This is a genomic window from Paenibacillus sp. NMA1017 (assembly GCF_058895805.1).
On the sequence record NZ_JBZXYR010000009.1, the window covers coordinates 1 to 18928 of the forward strand.

At 42.7% G+C, this 18928-nt stretch carries 17 protein-coding genes and 1 pseudogene; 13 read left to right on the plus strand and 5 right to left on the minus strand.

Translation table 11 applies throughout. The features are described from left to right. Positions 1-2200 (plus strand): condensation domain-containing protein (locus AC5ELV_RS19455; protein WP_493431484.1); only part of this gene is annotated, 2200 nt, incomplete at its 5' end. Positions 2201-3050: 850 nt separating this feature from the next. Further along, positions 3051-3716, plus strand: coding sequence for a GNAT family N-acetyltransferase (locus AC5ELV_RS19460; RefSeq protein WP_493431485.1), 666 nt, complete (start codon positions 3051-3053; stop codon positions 3714-3716). Here AC5ELV_RS19460 and AC5ELV_RS19465 read toward each other — a convergent pair. Further along, entirely contained in the window at positions 3665-4240 is a 576-nt protein-coding gene (locus tag AC5ELV_RS19465; protein WP_493431486.1) for a MerR family transcriptional regulator, read from the minus strand. The two genes, AC5ELV_RS19460 and AC5ELV_RS19465, sit on opposite strands and share 52 nt — an antisense overlap. Positions 4241-4392: 152 nt before the next feature. Here AC5ELV_RS19465 and AC5ELV_RS19470 point away from each other — a divergent pair, with 152 nt between their 5' ends. Then, complete coding sequence (locus tag AC5ELV_RS19470; RefSeq protein WP_493431487.1) at positions 4393-4605, plus strand: ATP-binding protein; 213 nt, start codon at positions 4393-4395, stop codon at positions 4603-4605. Positions 4606-4711: 106 nt separating this feature from the next. Here the strand turns inward: AC5ELV_RS19470 and AC5ELV_RS19475 are convergent, their stop codons facing one another. Continuing rightward, the gene (locus AC5ELV_RS19475; protein WP_493431488.1) at positions 4712-5773 is read right to left on the minus strand and encodes a LacI family DNA-binding transcriptional regulator; all 1062 of its coding nucleotides are present in this window, start codon (positions 5771-5773) and stop codon (positions 4712-4714) included. 387 nt (positions 5774-6160) lie between these two features. Between AC5ELV_RS19475 and leuB the strand changes: the two genes are divergently transcribed. The 6 genes from leuB to AC5ELV_RS19505 all read left to right on the plus strand — a co-directional run bounded on the left by leuB (position 6161) and on the right by AC5ELV_RS19505 (position 12698). Further along, positions 6161-7261, plus strand: coding sequence for a 3-isopropylmalate dehydrogenase (gene leuB, locus AC5ELV_RS19480; RefSeq protein ID WP_493431489.1), 1101 nt, complete (start codon positions 6161-6163; stop codon positions 7259-7261). A gap of 1 nt (position 7262) precedes the next feature. Beyond that, entirely contained in the window at positions 7263-8405 is a 1143-nt protein-coding gene (locus AC5ELV_RS19485) for an aconitase family protein (protein WP_493431490.1), read from the plus strand. A gap of 10 nt (positions 8406-8415) precedes the next feature. Continuing rightward, the gene (locus tag AC5ELV_RS19490) at positions 8416-8925 is read left to right on the plus strand and encodes a LeuD/DmdB family oxidoreductase small subunit (protein WP_493431491.1); all 510 of its coding nucleotides are present in this window, start codon (positions 8416-8418) and stop codon (positions 8923-8925) included. A 6-nt stretch (positions 8926-8931) separates the two neighbouring features. Next, on the plus strand, positions 8932-10194 hold the full coding sequence (locus AC5ELV_RS19495; protein WP_493431492.1) for an aconitase/3-isopropylmalate dehydratase large subunit family protein: 1263 nt from the start codon (positions 8932-8934) through the stop codon (positions 10192-10194). 23 nt (positions 10195-10217) lie between these two features. Then, positions 10218-11564, plus strand: a complete 1347-nt coding sequence (locus AC5ELV_RS19500) for a 2-hydroxycarboxylate transporter family protein (RefSeq protein WP_493431493.1) — start codon at positions 10218-10220, stop codon at positions 11562-11564. Between the two features lie 144 nt (positions 11565-11708). After that, positions 11709-12698 carry a D-isomer specific 2-hydroxyacid dehydrogenase family protein gene (locus AC5ELV_RS19505; RefSeq protein WP_493431494.1) on the plus strand — a complete coding sequence of 330 codons (990 nt, stop codon included), beginning with the start codon at positions 11709-11711 and terminating at the stop codon, positions 12696-12698. Positions 12699-13005: 307 nt separating this feature from the next. Here the strand turns inward: AC5ELV_RS19505 and bglS are convergent, their stop codons facing one another. Both bglS and AC5ELV_RS19515 read right to left on the minus strand, forming a co-directional pair. Further along, positions 13006-13719: a beta-glucanase gene (gene bglS, locus AC5ELV_RS19510; protein WP_493431495.1), complete on the minus strand. Its 714-nt coding sequence runs from the start codon at positions 13717-13719 to the stop codon at positions 13006-13008. Positions 13720-13957: 238 nt separating this feature from the next. Further along, complete coding sequence (locus AC5ELV_RS19515; protein WP_493431496.1) at positions 13958-14449, minus strand: hypothetical protein; 492 nt, start codon at positions 14447-14449, stop codon at positions 13958-13960. Positions 14450-15081: 632 nt separating this feature from the next. Between AC5ELV_RS19515 and AC5ELV_RS19520 the strand changes: the two genes are divergently transcribed. Further along, positions 15082-15234: a hypothetical protein gene (locus tag AC5ELV_RS19520; RefSeq protein ID WP_493431497.1), complete on the plus strand. Its 153-nt coding sequence runs from the start codon at positions 15082-15084 to the stop codon at positions 15232-15234. A gap of 48 nt (positions 15235-15282) precedes the next feature. On the opposite strand, the pseudogene AC5ELV_RS19525 reads toward AC5ELV_RS19520, so the two are convergent. Next, positions 15283-15423: pseudogene (locus AC5ELV_RS19525) on the minus strand (GNAT family N-acetyltransferase); the annotation flags it as partial. A 126-nt stretch (positions 15424-15549) separates the two neighbouring features. Here AC5ELV_RS19525 and AC5ELV_RS19530 point away from each other — a divergent pair. The 3 genes from AC5ELV_RS19530 to AC5ELV_RS19540 all read left to right on the plus strand — a co-directional run bounded on the left by AC5ELV_RS19530 (position 15550) and on the right by AC5ELV_RS19540 (position 18886). Then, positions 15550-16836 carry a gluzincin family metallopeptidase gene (locus tag AC5ELV_RS19530; RefSeq protein WP_493431498.1) on the plus strand — a complete coding sequence of 429 codons (1287 nt, stop codon included), beginning with the start codon at positions 15550-15552 and terminating at the stop codon, positions 16834-16836. Next, complete coding sequence (locus AC5ELV_RS19535) at positions 16833-17462, plus strand: histidine phosphatase family protein (RefSeq protein WP_493431499.1); 630 nt, start codon at positions 16833-16835, stop codon at positions 17460-17462. The genes AC5ELV_RS19530 and AC5ELV_RS19535 overlap by 4 nt, the downstream gene beginning before the upstream one ends. A 446-nt stretch (positions 17463-17908) precedes the next feature. Further along, positions 17909-18886 carry a LacI family DNA-binding transcriptional regulator gene (locus AC5ELV_RS19540; RefSeq protein ID WP_493431500.1) on the plus strand — a complete coding sequence of 326 codons (978 nt, stop codon included), beginning with the start codon at positions 17909-17911 and terminating at the stop codon, positions 18884-18886. Positions 18887-18928 lie beyond the last annotated feature (42 nt).

Genomic DNA, 18928 nt, shown 5'->3' on the forward strand with positions numbered 1-18928 from the left:
GCCGCTGACGAAGCTGCCGCAGACAGGCCATGTGCCGATCGGCAAAGCGTGGCTGAATGCGAAATTCTACATCGTGGATGCGCATCTGAATCCGGTGCCGGTCGGGGTGCTGGGCGAGCTGGTCATCGGCGGAGTCGGAGTAGCGCGCGGGTACTTGAACCGTTCGGAGCTGACAGAAGAGAAGTTCGTAGACAGCCCGTTCGCCGCGGGCGAGCGGCTGTATCGCACGGGAGACTTGGCGCGGTGGATGGAAGACGGGAACGTGGACTTCATCGGCCGGATCGACAACCAGGCGAAAATCCGGGGGTACCGGATTGAGACGGGCGAAGTCGAAGCGAAGCTGCTGAGTGTAGGTGGCGTGAAGGAAGCGGTCGTCGTCGTCAGGGAAGATCAAGAAGGTCAGAAAGCTTTGTGCGCTTATTATACAGCGGAAGAAGGCTTGACGGCGGCGGACCTGAAGCGGGCGATTGCCAGCGAGCTGCCGGGGTACATGATCCCGTCGTACTTCGTGGAGCTGGAGCGCCTGCCTCTGACGCCGAACGGAAAGATCGACCGGAAGGCGCTGCCGGCGCCGGAAGGGGGAGCAAGCGCAGGCCGCGAATACGTGGCGCCGCGCACCAAACTGGAGGCGAAACTGGTCGCCATCTGGCAGGACGTGCTCGGGCCGGTCACGATTGGCGTGACGGACAACTTCTTCGACCTCGGCGGGCACTCCATGCGGGCGACGACGCTGGTCAGCAAGGTGCACAAGGAGCTGAGCGTGGACCTGCCGCTGCGCGATGTGTTCCGGCACTCGACCATCGAAGCGATGGCCGAAGCGATCAGCCAATTGGAGCGGCAGGAACACCTCTCCATTCCGGTTCTGGATAAGAGGGATTACTATCCGCTTTCCTCCGTGCAAAAACGGCTGTACATCCAGCAGCAGATGGAAGGCGCCGAGCTTAGCTACAACATGTCCGGCATGACGGTTCTCGTCGGGCGCTTGGAACGGAATCAATTCGAGGCGGCGCTCAAAGGATTGATAGCTCGTCACGAAATTTTGCGAACCGGCTTCGAAATGGTCGACGGCGAACCGGTACAACGGATTTATCCGGACTTGAAGTTTGCCGTCGAGTATACGAAAGCGACGGAAAGTGAAACGAAGAGCATCGTAGACGGCTTTGTGCGCGTCTTTGATTTGGAGCGGCCGCCGCTGCTGCGTGTGGGCTTAGTCGAATGGGAAGCGGAACGGCATCTGCTCATGCTGGACATTCATCATATCGTCACGGATGGCATGTCGATGGGCATCTTCGTCGAAGAGCTGCTGCGCCTGTATAACGGCGAGACTCTGGAACCGCTTCGGATTCAATACAAGGAATTCGCCGCTTGGCAGCAGTCCGAACCTGTAAAAGAGCGGCTGAAACGTCAGGAAGCCTACTGGCTGGACGTGCTGGAAGGCGAACTGCCGACGCTTGAACTGCCTACGGACTTTGTCAGACCTGCCGCTCGCAGCTTTGAGGGAGATGTGTTGCCTTTCAGCATCGACAAGCAGATGACCGACAGCTTGCAGCGCATCGCCGATGAGAACGGTGCCACCCTTTATATGGTGTTATTGGCGGCCTATTCAATCCTGCTCAGCAAGTACTCGGGACAAGAAGACTTCATTGTAGGCACGCCGGTTTCGGGCCGCACACATGCCGACCTGGAGCCGCTCATCGGAATGTTTGTCAACACTTTGGCGATTCGCCATTATCCGTCCGGGGAGAAGACGTTCCTCGCTTACTTGAACGAAGTCAAAGAAACGATGCTGGGGGCCTACGACCACCAGGATTATCCGTTCGAGGAGCTTGTGAAAAAGCTGCAGGCGCCGCGAGATCAAAGCCGCAATCCTGTATTCGATGTCATGTTTGTTCTGGAAACCAAGGAAGATAACGTTCAAAGCTTCGGGGATATCAAGATCGAATCTTATCCGGAAACTCATACGGTTTCCCAATTTGATCTTACCTTGGTCATTTCGTTGCTGGATGAGGGAATGAACGGGCAGTTTGAATATGCCACCAAGTTGTTTACGCGCAATCTGATCGACAATTTCGCTCAGGACCTGCTCGTGATCATCACCCAAATTTGCGAACAGCCTTCGGTGCTGTTGAAGGATATTTCCCTGAACGGGCAATCCGAACAGGAGCAAGATGTGCTAGAGGCCATTGATATTATTTTCTAATCCCTTACCCGGCTTGGGTGTATGCCGTATTTCTCTCGGTATACATCCTGCCGGGTGTTTTTTTCCAAATGATAGGGAAAAATCCACCACAGGAATCTGACGTCAAGTGCCGCTGAGTAACTATTTCAATTTATTGGAAAATCGACAAAACACAACAGAAATCGTAGTTTACCTTTGGGATACTAAGAATCAAACCATTTAAACAGAGATAATTCCACCATAAAATCCGAATACCCGAAAAACGAAAAGAAGTAATTGCCGATCGTTGCAGACGAGTTTGAATTTTTGACTATGACACCAGAAGAACAACAAAAGGCACACGAAGACTACAGGAAGAAATACAGATATCTGAAATAAGAGGTTTAGGAAGCGGAGCTTCTCCGCATTCCATAGAAGGCTTTAGAAGAAGCTTTAACTGACATCGTTAGCTACGGAGTTATTTTCAAAAGGCAAATTCAATTGGAATGTAAATACGTTATGACTATTGAAGAGTTGAATATATTCTTGACTGAATTGTATTCAATTATTGATACTCGGATATTTTATTGTTTCACCAGAAATTGCCGGACTCCTTATGATAGAGTCCGGCAATTTCTGGTTCTTCCCAATTTGACATGACTATTAGCCGTCTATCCTTGTAAGTGAGCCCTGGAGGGAGAGATGAAGGATGACGGATATATGGGATTTACATCTTTATTATACTAACGGCGGCTTTCCTGAAATAAGGAAAGCTTTTTTATTCAATAAACGGCTAGTTGAAAATAGCATTACAATAAATACTTGACTCTCCCCATTAGGGGAGACATTAAACTCAATTTGTAAGCTAATCAATTAAAAGGAGGAAGTCAAAATGAACTTAGATATTAGAGACATTAGAAAAGAGGATATAGAACGTATTAAAGCGATTATTGCAGATACCTGGAACGCAAAGGATTTTATAGAGGATGACGGCATAATAAATGCAGCAGTTACAATGATGTTCATCAGTCCAATATTAAATAAAAGTACTTTTGGAAGAGTAGCTACATTAGATGGAGAAGTCATTGGTGTAATTTTTGGTTCAAGAGTTGGTGAAATAACATCTTATAGATTGCTACAAGAAGATTATACAAGTGAATTGCTACAACTCTTAAATCTAAATGACATAGAACGAAAAGTATTTGTTGAACTCACCTCTATGACTAATGAGGCATACAGCAAGTTAATTAGAGGAAAAGAAGATGAGTTTCAGGGTTGCTTAGAATTCTTTGCTGTTTCTGAAGAAGCTAGAGGAAAAAAGGTAGGGAAAAAATTATTTAATGAGTTCATCTCTTATTTAAGAAATACAAAAACAAATAAAATTTATGTGTATACAGATACAATGAGTAACTATGGATTTTATGACCATAATGGATTTGTTCGTCTTGATGAAGAAGTAACTGTATTTAATCTACCTAACGGTAAACTCGAAAATACAAATTTTATTTATGAATACAAACTACGAAATACATCACTGATTTTCCAATTATCATACTGACATGAATAAATTAATCCATACTGAAACGTATGAGTTGCGAATTCGCCTAATTTCTCATCTAATTTATCGAATGACTTTATCTCATTAAGTTCTCCACCTGGTGTAGGTAAACTTAAAAAGTATCTGTCTTCAAATGTCTGAATATTAAATCCATTGTTCATAAGTTCATCTTCAGATGAATGGATAGCTGCCTTTAATATTTCTATTTGTTTATTAAGTTGCTCTAATTTCTTTATTTCTTTATGAATTTCTTCATTTTTCTGTTCTAAGTAAAGTTTAAGGTAATTAGTATCGGCTTTAGCAAATAAGGCTTTAATTTCTTTAACACTTACATTACTTTGCTTACAAATTTTTATAATATCCAGATAGATAAATTGATTAACTGTATAATAGCGATAACCGTTATCGGGATTAGTGTATGCAGGTATTAACAAACCAATATTATGATAATAACGTAAGGCTTTTAACGTAACATTTTTTAATCTGGAAACTTCCCCAATTGAAAAATACCTTTTATTATCCATAAATTCCTCCAATAATTCTTATGTGTGAAAGTTGTTCTGCTGATACATCAATTCCTACCCTCCTAATAAATCACAAGTTGTGCTCTTATTCAACTAACGGGGCGTTAGAAGAATTAAACGATTACTACCGAATTGCCCAACTGGAAGATCGAGTGGCTTTAGTGTGGAACAATCTCTTTTCTAATGCCATAAAGTTTAGCGAGCCAAACGTTAAGGTGACTATTAGACTGAAAATAGAAGAAGGATTTGCTGTAGTGAAGGTTTCGGATACTGGCTGTGGTATCAATCTGGAAGTGAAGCGAGTGATAGATATGTGGACTGTGAAATCTCTGTTGAAAGCGAAGCGGGCAAGGGGAGCACCATGAAAGATGTTCACGAAAAAGTGCCTGCTCCATCTATTTTAAAGAGGCAGGCACTTCATTTCCATGAAAGTAAAGTGAAGATTGCAAAAATCCAGGAACGGGCATATGATCAACCTTTTATATCCGCGGAAAGTACATCATCCGGCGGTAACGGAAATGACGCTCGAATATAAGTTGTTGGAGCTATTTTTTGATGAACAGGCAACATCCGTTCATGTAGGTTCTTCTTGGATAACGATTTATAAAGTATAGATATAGCTGCTGCGGCTATTTTCTCGGATGGTATATCGATGGCCGTAATGGGCGGTGTAGAATATTGGGTAGCATCCGGTCCGGTCATCCCGATCGATATAATAGCAACTTCCTCAGGGATTCTAATATTCAAACGGTTAAATTCATGGGTCATTCCTAGAACAATGGTATCCGATTCACAGAATATAGTTTTAGGCCTATCCGTCATTTGGAGATATCTCCCGGCCGCTGCAACTCCACCGGCAAGCGTATTTGGTGCCATCATAATATGTGGTTGATCAACCGAAATATGCTGCTTCCTGCATTCTTCAAGAAACGCGTTTATACGCTGGTTGGAAGCAACATAAGGACTTTCCACTGCCACCACTCCGATTTGTTGTACCGACTGTTTAGTAAGCAAAGAAACTGCCTCTATTGCAACTTCGCCGGAGTCAACATAAACTGTGGAGAATTTTTTGGATTGGCGATTAATCAAAACGATCGGCATGCGGGGCGACAATGACTCCAAATACGCAAGATCCGCCTCGGAAGTAGCACCTATAATAATTCCATTATACGTATTGTTCATGATCTCTTTAGCGTCTTTTGCGATTTGATCATTCGTATAAATACGTATAACAAGCTCGAAATCAAATTGTTTTTTTTCTATTTCGGATTGAATCCCCGCCAACAGTGCCGTGAGCATGTTCGTCCGGGCATCTAATGTCCAATATAAGGCAATGATCGGCTTGGCCCGATCTAAATTGCGTAAACGTCTTGCACTAACATTCGGCTGATAACCTAATTCATCTATGGCTTTCATGACTTTATTGTAGGTTTTCAAGGGAATATTCCGTTCCTTGGTTTTGCCGTTAATGACAATGGAAACCGTCGAAACGGATACCTCAGCCAATTTAGCAACATCCTTCAGTGTAACCATCTAAAGGTCTCCAATCTAATAAATAATTGGTCATACTTTCCTTAAATATAATCATAATCTAATTCTCAGTAAATGTGAACAATTGTGAAAAGTAGAACATAACCTTGATTTGCTCATTTTATTGATATAAAATGAGTCTGTCAATAAGTACAACGTTATACTAAAACGTTGTACTAAAACTTAATTCTAAAATTCGGCCGAATCCTTAGAAAGGAGAATAGTGAATACCTTGTGTGTATTGAATAGTGATTCATGTTGATTTTTTAGTACAACGTTGTACTAAACGTAATTATTTATATGCTTCAACAAATCCAAGGAATATAACGGTGAATGCTTTGGAGGATTAAAAGTATTATTCCGTAATATCAAAAAGAGAAGATGAGGTAGATGGCATACAATATCTCGGTTATTTATGGAGATGGTATCGGTCAAGAAATCGTTGATCAAGCGATCAAAGTGATGAATGAAGTCGGCAACGTATTTCATCATACGTTTCATTTTGAAAGATGTGAAGCTGGAACCGAGGCCGTTCAAAAGTACGGCGAACCCCTTCCTGATAAGAGCCTAAGACAATGTCAAGAAAGCGACGCGATATTATTAGGCAGCCTTTGGCTAGACCACTATCCGGAATTACCGCAAGAGAAGCGTCCTAGCTATGTTCTTTCTCTACTTAGGAAAAAGCTACAGCTTACAATAAATATTAGACCCATCTCCGTGTATAAATCATTGGCGGATTTGAGCCCTCTGAAGAACGGTATCATTGGCGAGGGGTTTAATATTCTTATGCTTCGTGATCTGGCTGGGGGCATGCTCATGTCCAAAAGATACCGGGGAATCGGGGATCATGGCAAAGAAGCATTCGATACAGAGTACTATAATGAAGAAATTATCAAAGCGAATGCATGCGCCGCGTTTGAAATTGCTCGTGGGCGCAGCAAGAAGGTCACAAGTTTGGATAAGGCGGTCATCTTGGAGAGTTCGAAATTGTGGCGTGAGGTTGTACAGGAGGTTAGCGCAGATTATCCGGATGTCAGTCTGGTGAATCAGTATATTGATGATGCCGCTGCGCAGGTCATTACCAATCCTCATAACTATGACGTCATTCTAACGTCTGGTATGTTCGGAGATATCCTTTCGGATGAAATATCGGCATTGGCAGGAACACCGAATGTACTTCCGTCAGCAGAGCTCAATCACCAAGGCAAAGGTTTGTTTACACCTAACCAAATACACAATAAGGATTATTCCATTATAGGCGGAGATATCGCCAATCCGATCGGTTCTATTTTATCTGGCGCGATGATGTTGCGGTTTGCTTTCGGTTTGGAAAAAGAGAGCCAGACCATTGAGAAAGCAGTTAGACAGGTATTAAATGAAAAATACGCAACAAAGGACATCTGCTTACCAGGAAGTAAACGGATTGGGACAAGCGAAATGGGGTCTATCATATCCGAAAAGATAAGGGAAATAGGGAAGGAGCTGGTTTGATATGACGATGATCGAATCCATTTTGAACGAAAAGTCCGGAGCAACCACAGTTATTGAACCGAACTATATTGTTTTAAGTGACAGTTTACCATTAGAAATTGTAAATGAATTAGAAAATATAAAGCGGCTTGAAGCACCTGAGCGGGTGATCGTAATGCTCTATTTCGATACTCCCGCTGGGAATTTCATATCGGCTGAAATACAGAAGAAACTCATCCAGTTTGCTCGCAAGCACGAACTGAAATTTGTCCAAGCCCAAGGCATCGGATATCACATTCTGCTGGATCAATATGTAAAACCTGGTGACATCATTATTTCGCCAGGCAAGCACAACAGCATTTTCGGTGTAGAGCAGGCTCTTGGTTTACATGTGAATCCATCCGAATTGCTTCAAGTGTGTGCCAGCGGCAAGATGAATCTAGTGGTTCCGGAAACCGTGTACATTGAACTTAAGGGTCAACTCAAACCAGAAGCGTCCATTAAAGATTTCTTAATCTCTTTTTTAGCATCAGAAGAGCTTAAATACGCCGGCAAAGCTATCGAATTTTATGGCAAGGGCTTAAATTCCTTATCCCCGAAAGAAACAACAGATCTTTGCCAATTGGCTTCGAGAAGCGGTGCTGTGACAGCTTTTCTTCAAACAGATTATCAAGGACCGGGCCAAGAAAGCTATGATCTAGGAGATGTGCAGTCGATGGTTGCTCTGCCGGGGGCGATCCATCAATCGCAACCTACGGCTGAATTGGAAGGCACTCCACTGTCGGCTTGTTTCATCGGCGGATGCACAGGAGGCAGTATTGAGGATTTGAGAATAGCCGCAGCGATTCTGAAAGAAAAACGGATTCCAATTAATATGCGGTTATCGATTGGACCACAAACTAATGAAGTTTACAAGCAGGCTATTTCAGAAGGGTTGATTCAAACTTTTATCGATAGCGGTGCGCAAATCCTGAGCACAGGCTGCGCCAGCTGTGTGACAACCTCAAAAGGTGTTATCGCTGAAGGCGAAACGATGCTATCTGCTAGTTGCTGGAATTACAAGGGATGCAACGGCTCAAAGGACTCGCTGGTTTACCTGGCTTCCGCAGAGTCCGTGGCCAACTCCGCGTTGAAGGGCTGTATTACATTAAATACGAAGGGATGAGAAGATTTTTATGGAAAAAAAATTTAGCGGTAAGATATGGAAACTCCCGGACGATGTTGATACAGATACTATTATTGCAGGCCGACACGGAGTTATTCTCGATAAAAAGGAAATGGGTTCGCACTGTCTTGAAACACTTCGCCCCGAATTTGCATCCCAGGTACAACCAGGAGACATTATTGTAGCTGGTAAAAATTTTGGCTGCGGATCATCACGGGAAATGGCCGCCGAAGCGATTAATGTACATGGCGTTTACTGCATCATCGCTAAATCCTTTGCCCGCATTTTCTTTAGGAATGCGATCAATAACGGAATGCTGCTGATTGAAAATGCAGAAATACCTGAGCACTGCGAAGAAGGGGACATCCTGACTGTCGAAGTGAACCAGTCAGTTACAGTCAACGGCAAGAGCTTCAGCATTCCCAAGGTGCCCGAGAACTTGTTTGAAATTATTCAAGATGGAGGACTAATCTCCAATATCATTAAACGAATGGAAAAAGCTGAAGTAGAAGGGAGATAACAAGCAATGGGATATACACTGGCTGAAAAACTATTAATGAAAAATACGGGAGAACAAAGTCTGGCCCCAGGCGATATTGTAATCGCTCGGCCTGATCGATATATGATCCATGATATTTATACTTCGTTCCTAAAGCGCGCTTTAAAGGATATGCATGTGACCCAAGCGATCTATCCGGATCGCGGAGTAATTATCTTTGACCATCTGATGCCGACCAACCAAGCTGATACCGATCCTGCTCATTTTGTGGATGGACTTGAGTTGGCCGAAAAATTCCAAATTAAAAACGTTCATAAGGGCGAGGGAATCTGCCATTCTCTGATGCATGAGCTGAGATACGCAAGACCAGGTGAAATCGTCGTAGCGACAGATAGCCACACAACGACCTATGGCGGGGCGGGCTGTTTCTGTACTGGCATTGGACATACCGAAATGGCAGCAGTTATGGCAACGGGCGAGATTTGGCTCAAAGTTCCCTCGGCCATCAAGATTGTGCTTGAAGGTGAATTTCAAGAGGGTGTCGGAGCAAAGGATATTATCCTAAGAATCCTTGGTGACATCAAATCGGACGGCGGACAGTACAAGTCGATGGAATTCACAGGAGCTGCCGTGCGCAGCATGAGTATGCAGTCACGATTCACCATAGCCAACATGGCTTTGGAAGCCGGTGCAAAGGTAGGATTATTCGAAGCAGATGAAAAAACAGCCGAGTATTATGACATGGACTATAATGATATTTCCTGGCTGAAGGTGGACGAAGACGCCAAGTATGAACAAGTTCTTCGTTACGATGTCAGCAAGCTCGAACCCCAATTGTCGTGTCCACAAGGGGTGGATAATGTCCATCCTATATCCGAAATCGAAGGAACGAAACTCAATCAGGTTTATATCGGTTCCTGCACCAACGGCAGCATTGAAGATATGGAGACGGCAGCGAAAATTCTTGAAGGCAAAAAAATTGCTCCTTTCCTGAAAATGATTGTGATCCCGGCAACCATCAACGTTTACAAAGAAGCGATGGAACGCGGTTATATTCAAACCTTCATCGATGCTGGTGCCAGTGTCTCGCATCCTTGCTGCGGATTATGCTGCGGTCAACCATATGGTTTAATGAGTGACGACGAGGTGGTACTTGGCACTAACAATCGCAACTTTATCGGTAGAATGGGAACCAAGAAGTCGCTGATTTATTTGTCTTCCCCGGCAGTGGCCGCGGCATCCGCGTTAATGGGGGTCATCACTCATCCAGCTAAACAATTTGCGCTATAACAATAATCAGATGGGAGTTTACTATGGATAAGCAAATTGGGGTTACCGCTATGCCGCCGAAGTCAAATTTCATAACTCAATTAAAAAAAATAAAGATTTCAGGGTTGCCGTTAAAATACTATATTCCCTTTTCTATCATCATTTTGCTTGCGGTCTATACGGGGAATTTGAATAAAGATATTATCGGTTCGATTGCATTTCTCTTGATGGCTGGTGGTTTGTTCTCATATGTTGGAGGCATCATCCCCATTTTTGGAAGTTGGATGGGAGGGGCAATCCTCCTGCCGTTATTCGCTGGCTCCGCACTCGTGTATTTTGGCCTGATCCCGGATTACGTGCAGACGAATATTTCTGGTTTGATTGGATCGGGCTTTGTCAACTTATTTTTGTCGGCAATCATCATCGGTTCGATCCTCAGTATGGATCGGAAGGTACTCGTCTCCATCTCATTACGGCTGTTACCGTGCATTATTGGTGCTCTGGCCTTTGTGTTCATCTTCTTATTTCTAGGATCGCTCCTAACAGGTTCAACGCTGCTGGAGGGTCTATTCATGATCGGATTGCCGAATTATACCGGAGGCTCTTCTGGTGCAATCGCTGTTGTTCCGTCCATTTACAGCCCAATTTTTCACAAGCCGGCAGGAACTTTTTCTGGGCAATTCCTTGTATACATGAACATTTCGAACCTGATTTGCGTCATTTTCGCTGGCTTGCTGCATAAACTTGGCAAGCGCTATCCTTCGCTAACAGGTAATGGCGAATTACTTAAGAATGTGCGCAAAAATGCAGACCAACCCGCTGAAGAAAAAGCTAAAGTCTCGAGTGATTTGAAAAAAGATATTACGAAGTTAGGTACAGGCTTGTTTGTTTCGGTTGTTTTTATAATTGCCGGTAACATTTTGCAGACTCTCATACCACAGCTTAACTTTATAGCCTGGGCTGTAATTTTAGTCATTATCGTGAAAGCAACTGGATTCTTGGATGATAGCTTGTGCCAATCTAGTGACTACTGGCAAGGGTTTATGGTTCGAAACTTTTTACCGTTCCTGATCACGGGGATTGGGATTGCATCGCTTGATTTGAGCCAAGTGTCCTCCTATTTTACAGTATCAAATTTTATCATTATCATCTTTGGGGTTATCGGCTCTGTCGTAGGTTCATTAATTGTCGGCAAGCTTATGAAATTCCATCCTATAGATTCGATGATCGCCGTAGGTCTTAATTTAGGAAATCTGGGAGGAACCGGTGCTATCGGGGTATTGTCAACTTCGGAGCGGATGGGGATGATGCCATTTGCAACTATCGCCAACCGGATCGGCGGAGCCATAATGGTTATTGTTATCAGCTTGCTGTTGCCATACTTTTTATAATACACCACTTTAAAATGTTTCCACTATTCGGCTGACGTTGGACGATATACGGGCAGTAAGATGTGAAAATATTCACATTTTGCTGTCCGGTAACGTATTTCCATTTTCCATGATGAGGCCAATCACCGAAAGGAGTTTTCAACCTTGAATAAAATCGTAGTTTATCAAGCGCGTCCTGACGAAGCGGCATACTTCGAAAAATTTGGGAAGGAGTTTGATTTGGATATCAAATATGTGACTCAAGAGTTAAATGCCGAGACCGCAATTCAAGCGCAAGACGCTGAGGCTGTAACGATACAAGGGAGCAATAAAGCGGACCGGGCAACTTTGCAAGCTTTAAGTAAGGTTGGGGTCAAGTATCTCGCATTAAGAAGCGCTGGATACAATTATGTAGATAGAGCTGCGGCTAAAGAGTATGGCATTCGCTTTTCCAATGTTACCTACTCGCCCAATAGTGTCGCGGATTTTACCACGATGTTAATTCTAATGTGTGAACGTAAAGCACAACAGATTTTAGCACGAGGCACCGTACAGGATTACACTTTGGCAGGTATTCAAGGAAGAGAAATCAGAAACTTAACTGTGGGGATTATAGGTACCGGTCAAATTGGAGCTACTGTTGCCAGAAATCTTTCCGGATTCGGATGTAACCTTATAGGTTACGATATTTCCGAAAATGATAATCTAAGAAATTTGATAGAGTATGTTTCGCTGGAAAAGCTATTCTCCACTAGTGATGTGATTACCCTGCATGCACCATTATTCGATAGTAACTACCATATGATCAATCGGGAAAGCATCGCTAAAATGAAGGATGGCGTCTGCATCGTGAATTGTGGGCGGGGACCACTAATCGATACCGAAGCGCTGATTTATGGGATTGAGACGGGAAAAGTAGGGGCTGCAGGACTAGATGTGATTGAAGATGAACTGGGCATCTTTCATGAGGATCACCGTTTGAATGTCCTGAATAATCACCAACTGGCCATCTTAAAGGCATTCCCCAATGTCATTGTAACGCCACATACCGCATTTTATACGGATCAAGCAGTGAGTGATATGGTAGAAATTGCGCTAAAATCGCTCATATCTTTTATGAATAATGGAACTAGTCGGTGGGAAATACAACCATAGATCAAAAAATATCCTTTGTGATTCAAAGACATTAATGATGGTAACACACTAAATATTATAGTTAGCAACCGTAATTATTTTCTAGTAAGTATTTAACAAAGGCCCGATGAGCAAGTATCATCGGGCTTTTTTATTAAATTCAAGAGGCGACAGCTTTGGCTCAATCAGAGCGAGTATAGTTACATGAACCCTTTCCTGTATTGGTATCTTTAAAATAATTGAAGCAGGAAAATGCTAACCACTCGCAAACATATGGGTTAAACTGGGGATTTATTAAATACCTGAAGGGTTGCTTTTGTACTATGGGCTAATTGCTCGTGTATTTTACCCAATCATATTCAGCGTATAGCGGATTCGCTCCATTATACGAACCTAGCCAGTCGTCAACGCCAGTGCCATTCCATAAATTCATCATAATCTTGCCTGGCGTGCTTGGTATGTTTGTAGTTGCCGTATGCTTTAGAACCCCGTCAACATACCACTTAATGTACCCTGGCTGCCAATCGAATGCATAGGTGTGAAAGCCTTTTGATGCATCAAAGCCCAGATCGATAATCTTCTCATGACCACCGACCCCGTTTGTATAATAGTTGAATTGCACTTTTGTCGTGTCTTTGCCTAAAAATTCAATATCTATTTCATCCCATTGCGTGCCATCAGTAGGTCCCGTATACGTAAAAAAGGAAGATACGATCCCTGTATTTTTAGCAGGCTTCATGCTGACCTCGTATAAGCCGTATCTGTAAGTGTTCGTCGATCGATACTCTCCGCAGTCAAATTTATTGTACGCAGAACTCGTTAAGCCAAGCTTCATTTTGCCATCGTTCGTAAAATTGACATTATTGGCACGCCAAGTGCAATTAAACATGTTCCCATTGGAATATCCGTCCGCCTTTTGCCATGCACCCGAATTGAAACCATTAAGTGGTTCCCAAAAAACATTCCCCGCATAAACGCTTACCGAAAAAAACAGAGAGACAATTCCAGTTGCCAGTAAAGTAAACCAAGATTTCTTTTTCATTTTACACCTCCATAAAAGATTGACCAAACATGAAAGAAATGGCTGACAATGATACATTATTTCAAGTATTGACCGGCTTACCGGAAAAATATAAAACGCTTCCATATTTGGTATCTTCATTGTAGCTTGAAATTGAGGCGTACACTATAGCAAACTTAACGCTCGAAACATAATTAAAAAAAACCTAAATTAAATGGTCGGTTGAGTTTGATAACCGACCTTTTTTCATACAAATTAACTACTCCTTCTGGAAGAGTTTATCGACTGAATTTTTGAGCGAATTGTAGTCGAATTCGTTTGTTATCATATATTCCTGCCTATGATTTTTTCCCTGATCAAAGATAGATACTGACTTATTATTCTTAAATGTAATTTCATACTTCGATGTTGAATCCTGATTGCTTTTCGGGCGGATGATAATAGTATAGTAAAAAGGAACTTTATCCCCGTTATTCATTCCGTTTGTTTTTTTAAGCTCAATGCCAGATAATTGATCCAATATTACTTTAACTCCACTTTTTTTCATCACATGCACGTTATAATCGACTGGTTCATTAGTAATTTTAGTCTGCGTTCTTATAATCTGAAGATAGACATTATCCATATCGACCTGATCCAACACAGCTTTTTGAATAGAGGTATTTAAATTCAAAAAATAATAAGTGCCATAAATGCCCCATGCTAGTACGAAGACAATAACAACTGCAATCTTAATAGTTCGATTCTTCATCAATTCACTTCCTTATTTTTTAGTATGATCTCTTTAAAAGTATAGCCACTGTAAATGAGGAAATAGGATTCTCCGATTAGAAAAAGCAACTTATGCATCCATGTTTCTTGTGACATAAATAAAAATAGGATTATTCCCAATGAGATCATAACCATAATCACTTCTACAATCGTATCGGTTACATTACTGGTCCTATGCTTATTTTGGTATTTTTCGTACAACGTCCGGCCAATCAAACGGATGGCGTATATACCCATCAACCAATCATAAATATAATGGGGTGGATTATTATATACAATTCGCACTGTTAGGGTAGCCAAGAAAATTATCAAAATAAGAAAAATTGGATTCTTTAGCATGTTCTCTCCTCTCACTGTATTTACAATTATTATACAATATCGGTATAAAAGTTTCATAAAATGAACATAATTAGAAAAAGAAGGTATTCAACCTTGGGAAAGGTCATATTTAGTAAGGGTGTTCTGGAGCAATCCAGAGCACCCTTTTTTCATGAGCGGGTTGAAAGACCCTAAAGACTGGTTTGATCCAGCCTGTGGTATCTGTATCAAGGAGGCTGGCTTCCAGATCGGTAAGCAAGGGAGCAAACCAGGGCAGAAGAAGGGAAGTGGCTCATGCGTACTTGCTCTAAGGCGGCAAGAGTGTCCGCCTTAGAGCAAGTACGCATCGCTGCGCCATTCATCATGTATGCATGCACAGAGCAGTACCATGATTTCGCCGCGCTTTATCATCGTGCTATGGAAGTTGAATCAAAGAAGGATGGTTAAAGAAAAGATAGCAAGACCTTTTTAAGAGGGGACTTGCATCATTATGGTTTAGAGCAATTTTTCCATAATCATTACGTCTATATATTGGCCGTCCATAACCCTTTGCTTTTCAAAAACGCCGACTTCATGGTAACCGATCTTTCGATAAAGCATCTGACCGTTTTCATTAAAGAGGGAGATGAAAAGGACGATTAGGGATCTAAAAATTAACAGCAGAGAGAAAAGCATAGATTAAATCACATAAGGGATGCTTTTAAAGGCAGGGGTTCGATGAGTTATCCCCTGGAACATTTGAACGAAAAGGAGCAATGTTTAGTGTCAAGACAATTGGATGCGCAAGCAAGAGAGCAGGGAACGAGGTTTCTTATCTATCCTCAGTTTAAAGGAGTGAGTGGATTTGAAAAGCCTGAAATCGTTTATTTGAACGCTGCCCCTGGCTCTATAAAACCAGGTCCTGAAGACGATCAAATGTATGTTATTGATGCGATTGACAAGCAGCCTTACCGTAATGGCGAAGGTCCCCCGTATACTGGCAAACGCAATCCGCCCCTTCAGCCGGACAGAATGGGGCATTTTGATTATGTAAAGCCCGGAACGCGTGAATTTTCAGCCGCAACTATGTATGCAACCATCAGACGGACGTTGGATATTTGGGAGGACTTTTTTAAATTTAAGATTCATTTTACGGAACGATTGTTGCTCATTCCTCAAATTGAATGGGAAAATGCACAGGCAGGCTCGAATTTTTTGGAGTTCGGTTATGCTGAAGTATCAGGTCAAAGATTCCCATATTGCGAAAATTTCGATGTTCTCTCTCACGAAGTGGGCCATTTTATCAAAAACCAAGTGATAAAGTATCCGTCTAGCATGGCCCAAGACACCGAGGAATATCACGGCCATCATGAGGCATTTGGCGATCTGGTAGCAATCGTAGCCTCATTACACTTCCATACCGTTCTAGATAAGTTACTGGAGCACTCACACGGCAATCTGTTTTCCGAAAACGAGTTATCCCGAGTTGGAGAAATTGGTGAAAACCGATCCATTCGGCTCGCCTTTAATAACCTTAAAATGTCAGACATTACAATAAGAAGCGTGGATGCTCCTTGGAGACGAGAAGAACATCTCTTATCGGAACCTTTCACTGGAGGTGTTTTTGATATCCTTGTTGAGGTGTTTCAAATTCAACTGATAGAGCAGAATTTAATATCTGCTGAGTTAGGAAAACGTGCTTATCGAACCCATATTGACAAAAGAGAAGCAAAAGCAATTCAAGATGAATTTAAGTTAGCTTATGAAGGTAAAGAGGCGAATTTCAAAGCTTGTCTGATAGATGCCAGAGACTATTTAGGCAACCTTATGGCCGAGGCATGGAAACGTACAAAACCAGATAGTCTGACCTATGGCAAGGTGCTGCAACACATTATCGATGCGGACCAGCAAATAAGCGGCGGCAAGTACAGACAAGCGATTGTTGATTGCTTCAATTGGCGAGAAATCATTGCTTCGACGATAAGTCCGAACGAGCATTCCTGGATGGAGCCACATATCATTGAAGAGCTGACATTCGACCCATTGAACGAGGAGGTTACGTATCGTTGAATGCAACAGAACGGGACTTGAGATTATTTATCGTTAGACATGGTGAGAGTCTTGCAAACATTAAAGGTATCCTAGAGTCCCGCAACGATTCTCCTTTAAGCGATGACGGTTTGAAGCAGGCAATGATGCTAGCAGAAAAATTGAAAGATTACAATTGGCTTAAGGTATTTTCCAGTCCGAGGCTTCGTGCAACCACAACGGCTGAAAAGGTCGCCGGAAGTGTAAAGGTTGAGAAGATTGACGAGCTTTTGGAGATGGATATTCCGCTGTGGGAAGGTCTCACTTGGCAGGAAATTAGTGAACGTTACCCCCTGGATTTTAAGACATTCCACCATGAACCAGAACATTACGCACCAACTCAGGGGGAACGATTTCAGGATGTCGATCGGCGTACAAGTAGGCTTCTCCAACGCCTGCAGAGTGAGTTGCTAGAGCCAAGAGGGGCCATCCTTCTGGTCACGCATTCCGTCATTGTAAATATGATGCTGATCTCCGCTAAGCAGATGCCAATAAGCAGTATATGGTCAGGAAAGAAAATAGAAAACGCGAGCGTGAGTATCCTACGGTGGAACGGACAGAAATATAAGCTTGAACTTGAAGCTGAACCGTTGACTCTTACGGAATAGCATTTTCATTCTAGGAACGTTAATTCGAGCTTGTTTTAAGAGTTCACTGTTTCCTTCTTTGAAACTATTGCTAATTTGAGGGGGTTGAGGTTTTACTTTATTTTCTTTGAACAGTTGTTCAGTGACATTAAAGTTGGTTCCTGTTGTCCGATAAAAAAGTCGCGTACAAGTAAAAACTTGTGAACCACTCAGTCAGTCCCGATGATTATAAACGTCATCGGGACTTTCTTATTGAATTCCGTACTTTGGGTCTACCAACTAAGATTACTACGTACAAAAATTAAATCGAAATTTTTAGAGCAATTGTGACCTCTAATTTGGGATTCGCAAAGTTCAGTCACCTAACATTTACGGCCATTTTGAGGGCTTCCGTTATGTAAAGTTGTTGAAATGATGAGGAGAGAGTATAGTTTGTATGTATTTATTTTGTACGGGAAGAGGTTAATATGGCGACAATTCATGATGTAGCATTAAAAGCAGGCGTGTCGGTCACTACAGTATCCCGTGTAATGAATAACCGGGGATATATTAGCGAAACTACACGTAAAAAAGTGTTCGACGCAATGGAGGAGCTTAATTATCAACCGAATGAAATAGCACGATCTCTGCTACGTAAGCAGTCCAATATTATTGGCCTTATTATTCCCAATGTCTCGCATCCTTTCTTCAGTGAGCTTGCTAATCAGGTCGAGTTTTATGCCTATCAGCATGACTGCAAGGTCCTGCTGTGCAATTCCCATATGGATCCCGTGAAGGAAAAAGTGTATATCGATATGCTAAAGCGGAACCGGGTAGATGGCATCATTATGGGTAGCCATACATTAGAAGTAGAAGACTACCGACATTTGAATTCACCGATTGTGACATTTGATAGGCAGATTGACCCGGATATTCCTTATATATCTTCGGATAATTATCGCGGAGGCGAGCTGGCTACGGAACTGCTCATTCGCAAAGGCTGCCAGAAAATTGCACATATCTGTGGGAATCTGGAGCTGAACATGCTGTCAAATGAACGAACCAAAGCATTCCGGGATGTGGTGGGCAAGCATAATGTCCAGCATGTGATCGTTCAAACAGACTTGAATGTGTTCGACCAGAAGGAGTACGAGCGGATCATTTCAAAACTCGTTCATGAACATCCGGATGTGGATGGAGTGTTCGCAACAAGTGATATTATTGCTGTTTTTGCGCTGAAAGAATATATTCGCGCTGGAAGGCATGTGCCAGAGAATGTACGTATTGTAGGCTTCGATGATGTAAGCGTTGCTTCCTGGCTGACGCCGGAACTTACATCGGTAAGACAGCCGATTGCAGACATCGGCAGACTGGCGGTCGAGCTAATCCGCAGACAGGCGGAAGGGGAGCAGGTACAACCTGTCAATCTGCTGCCTGTTGAACTAATTGAGCGTGCAACGACCTGAATGAAAATCTGTTCCTCTAACAAGGGGAACAGATTTTTTTTA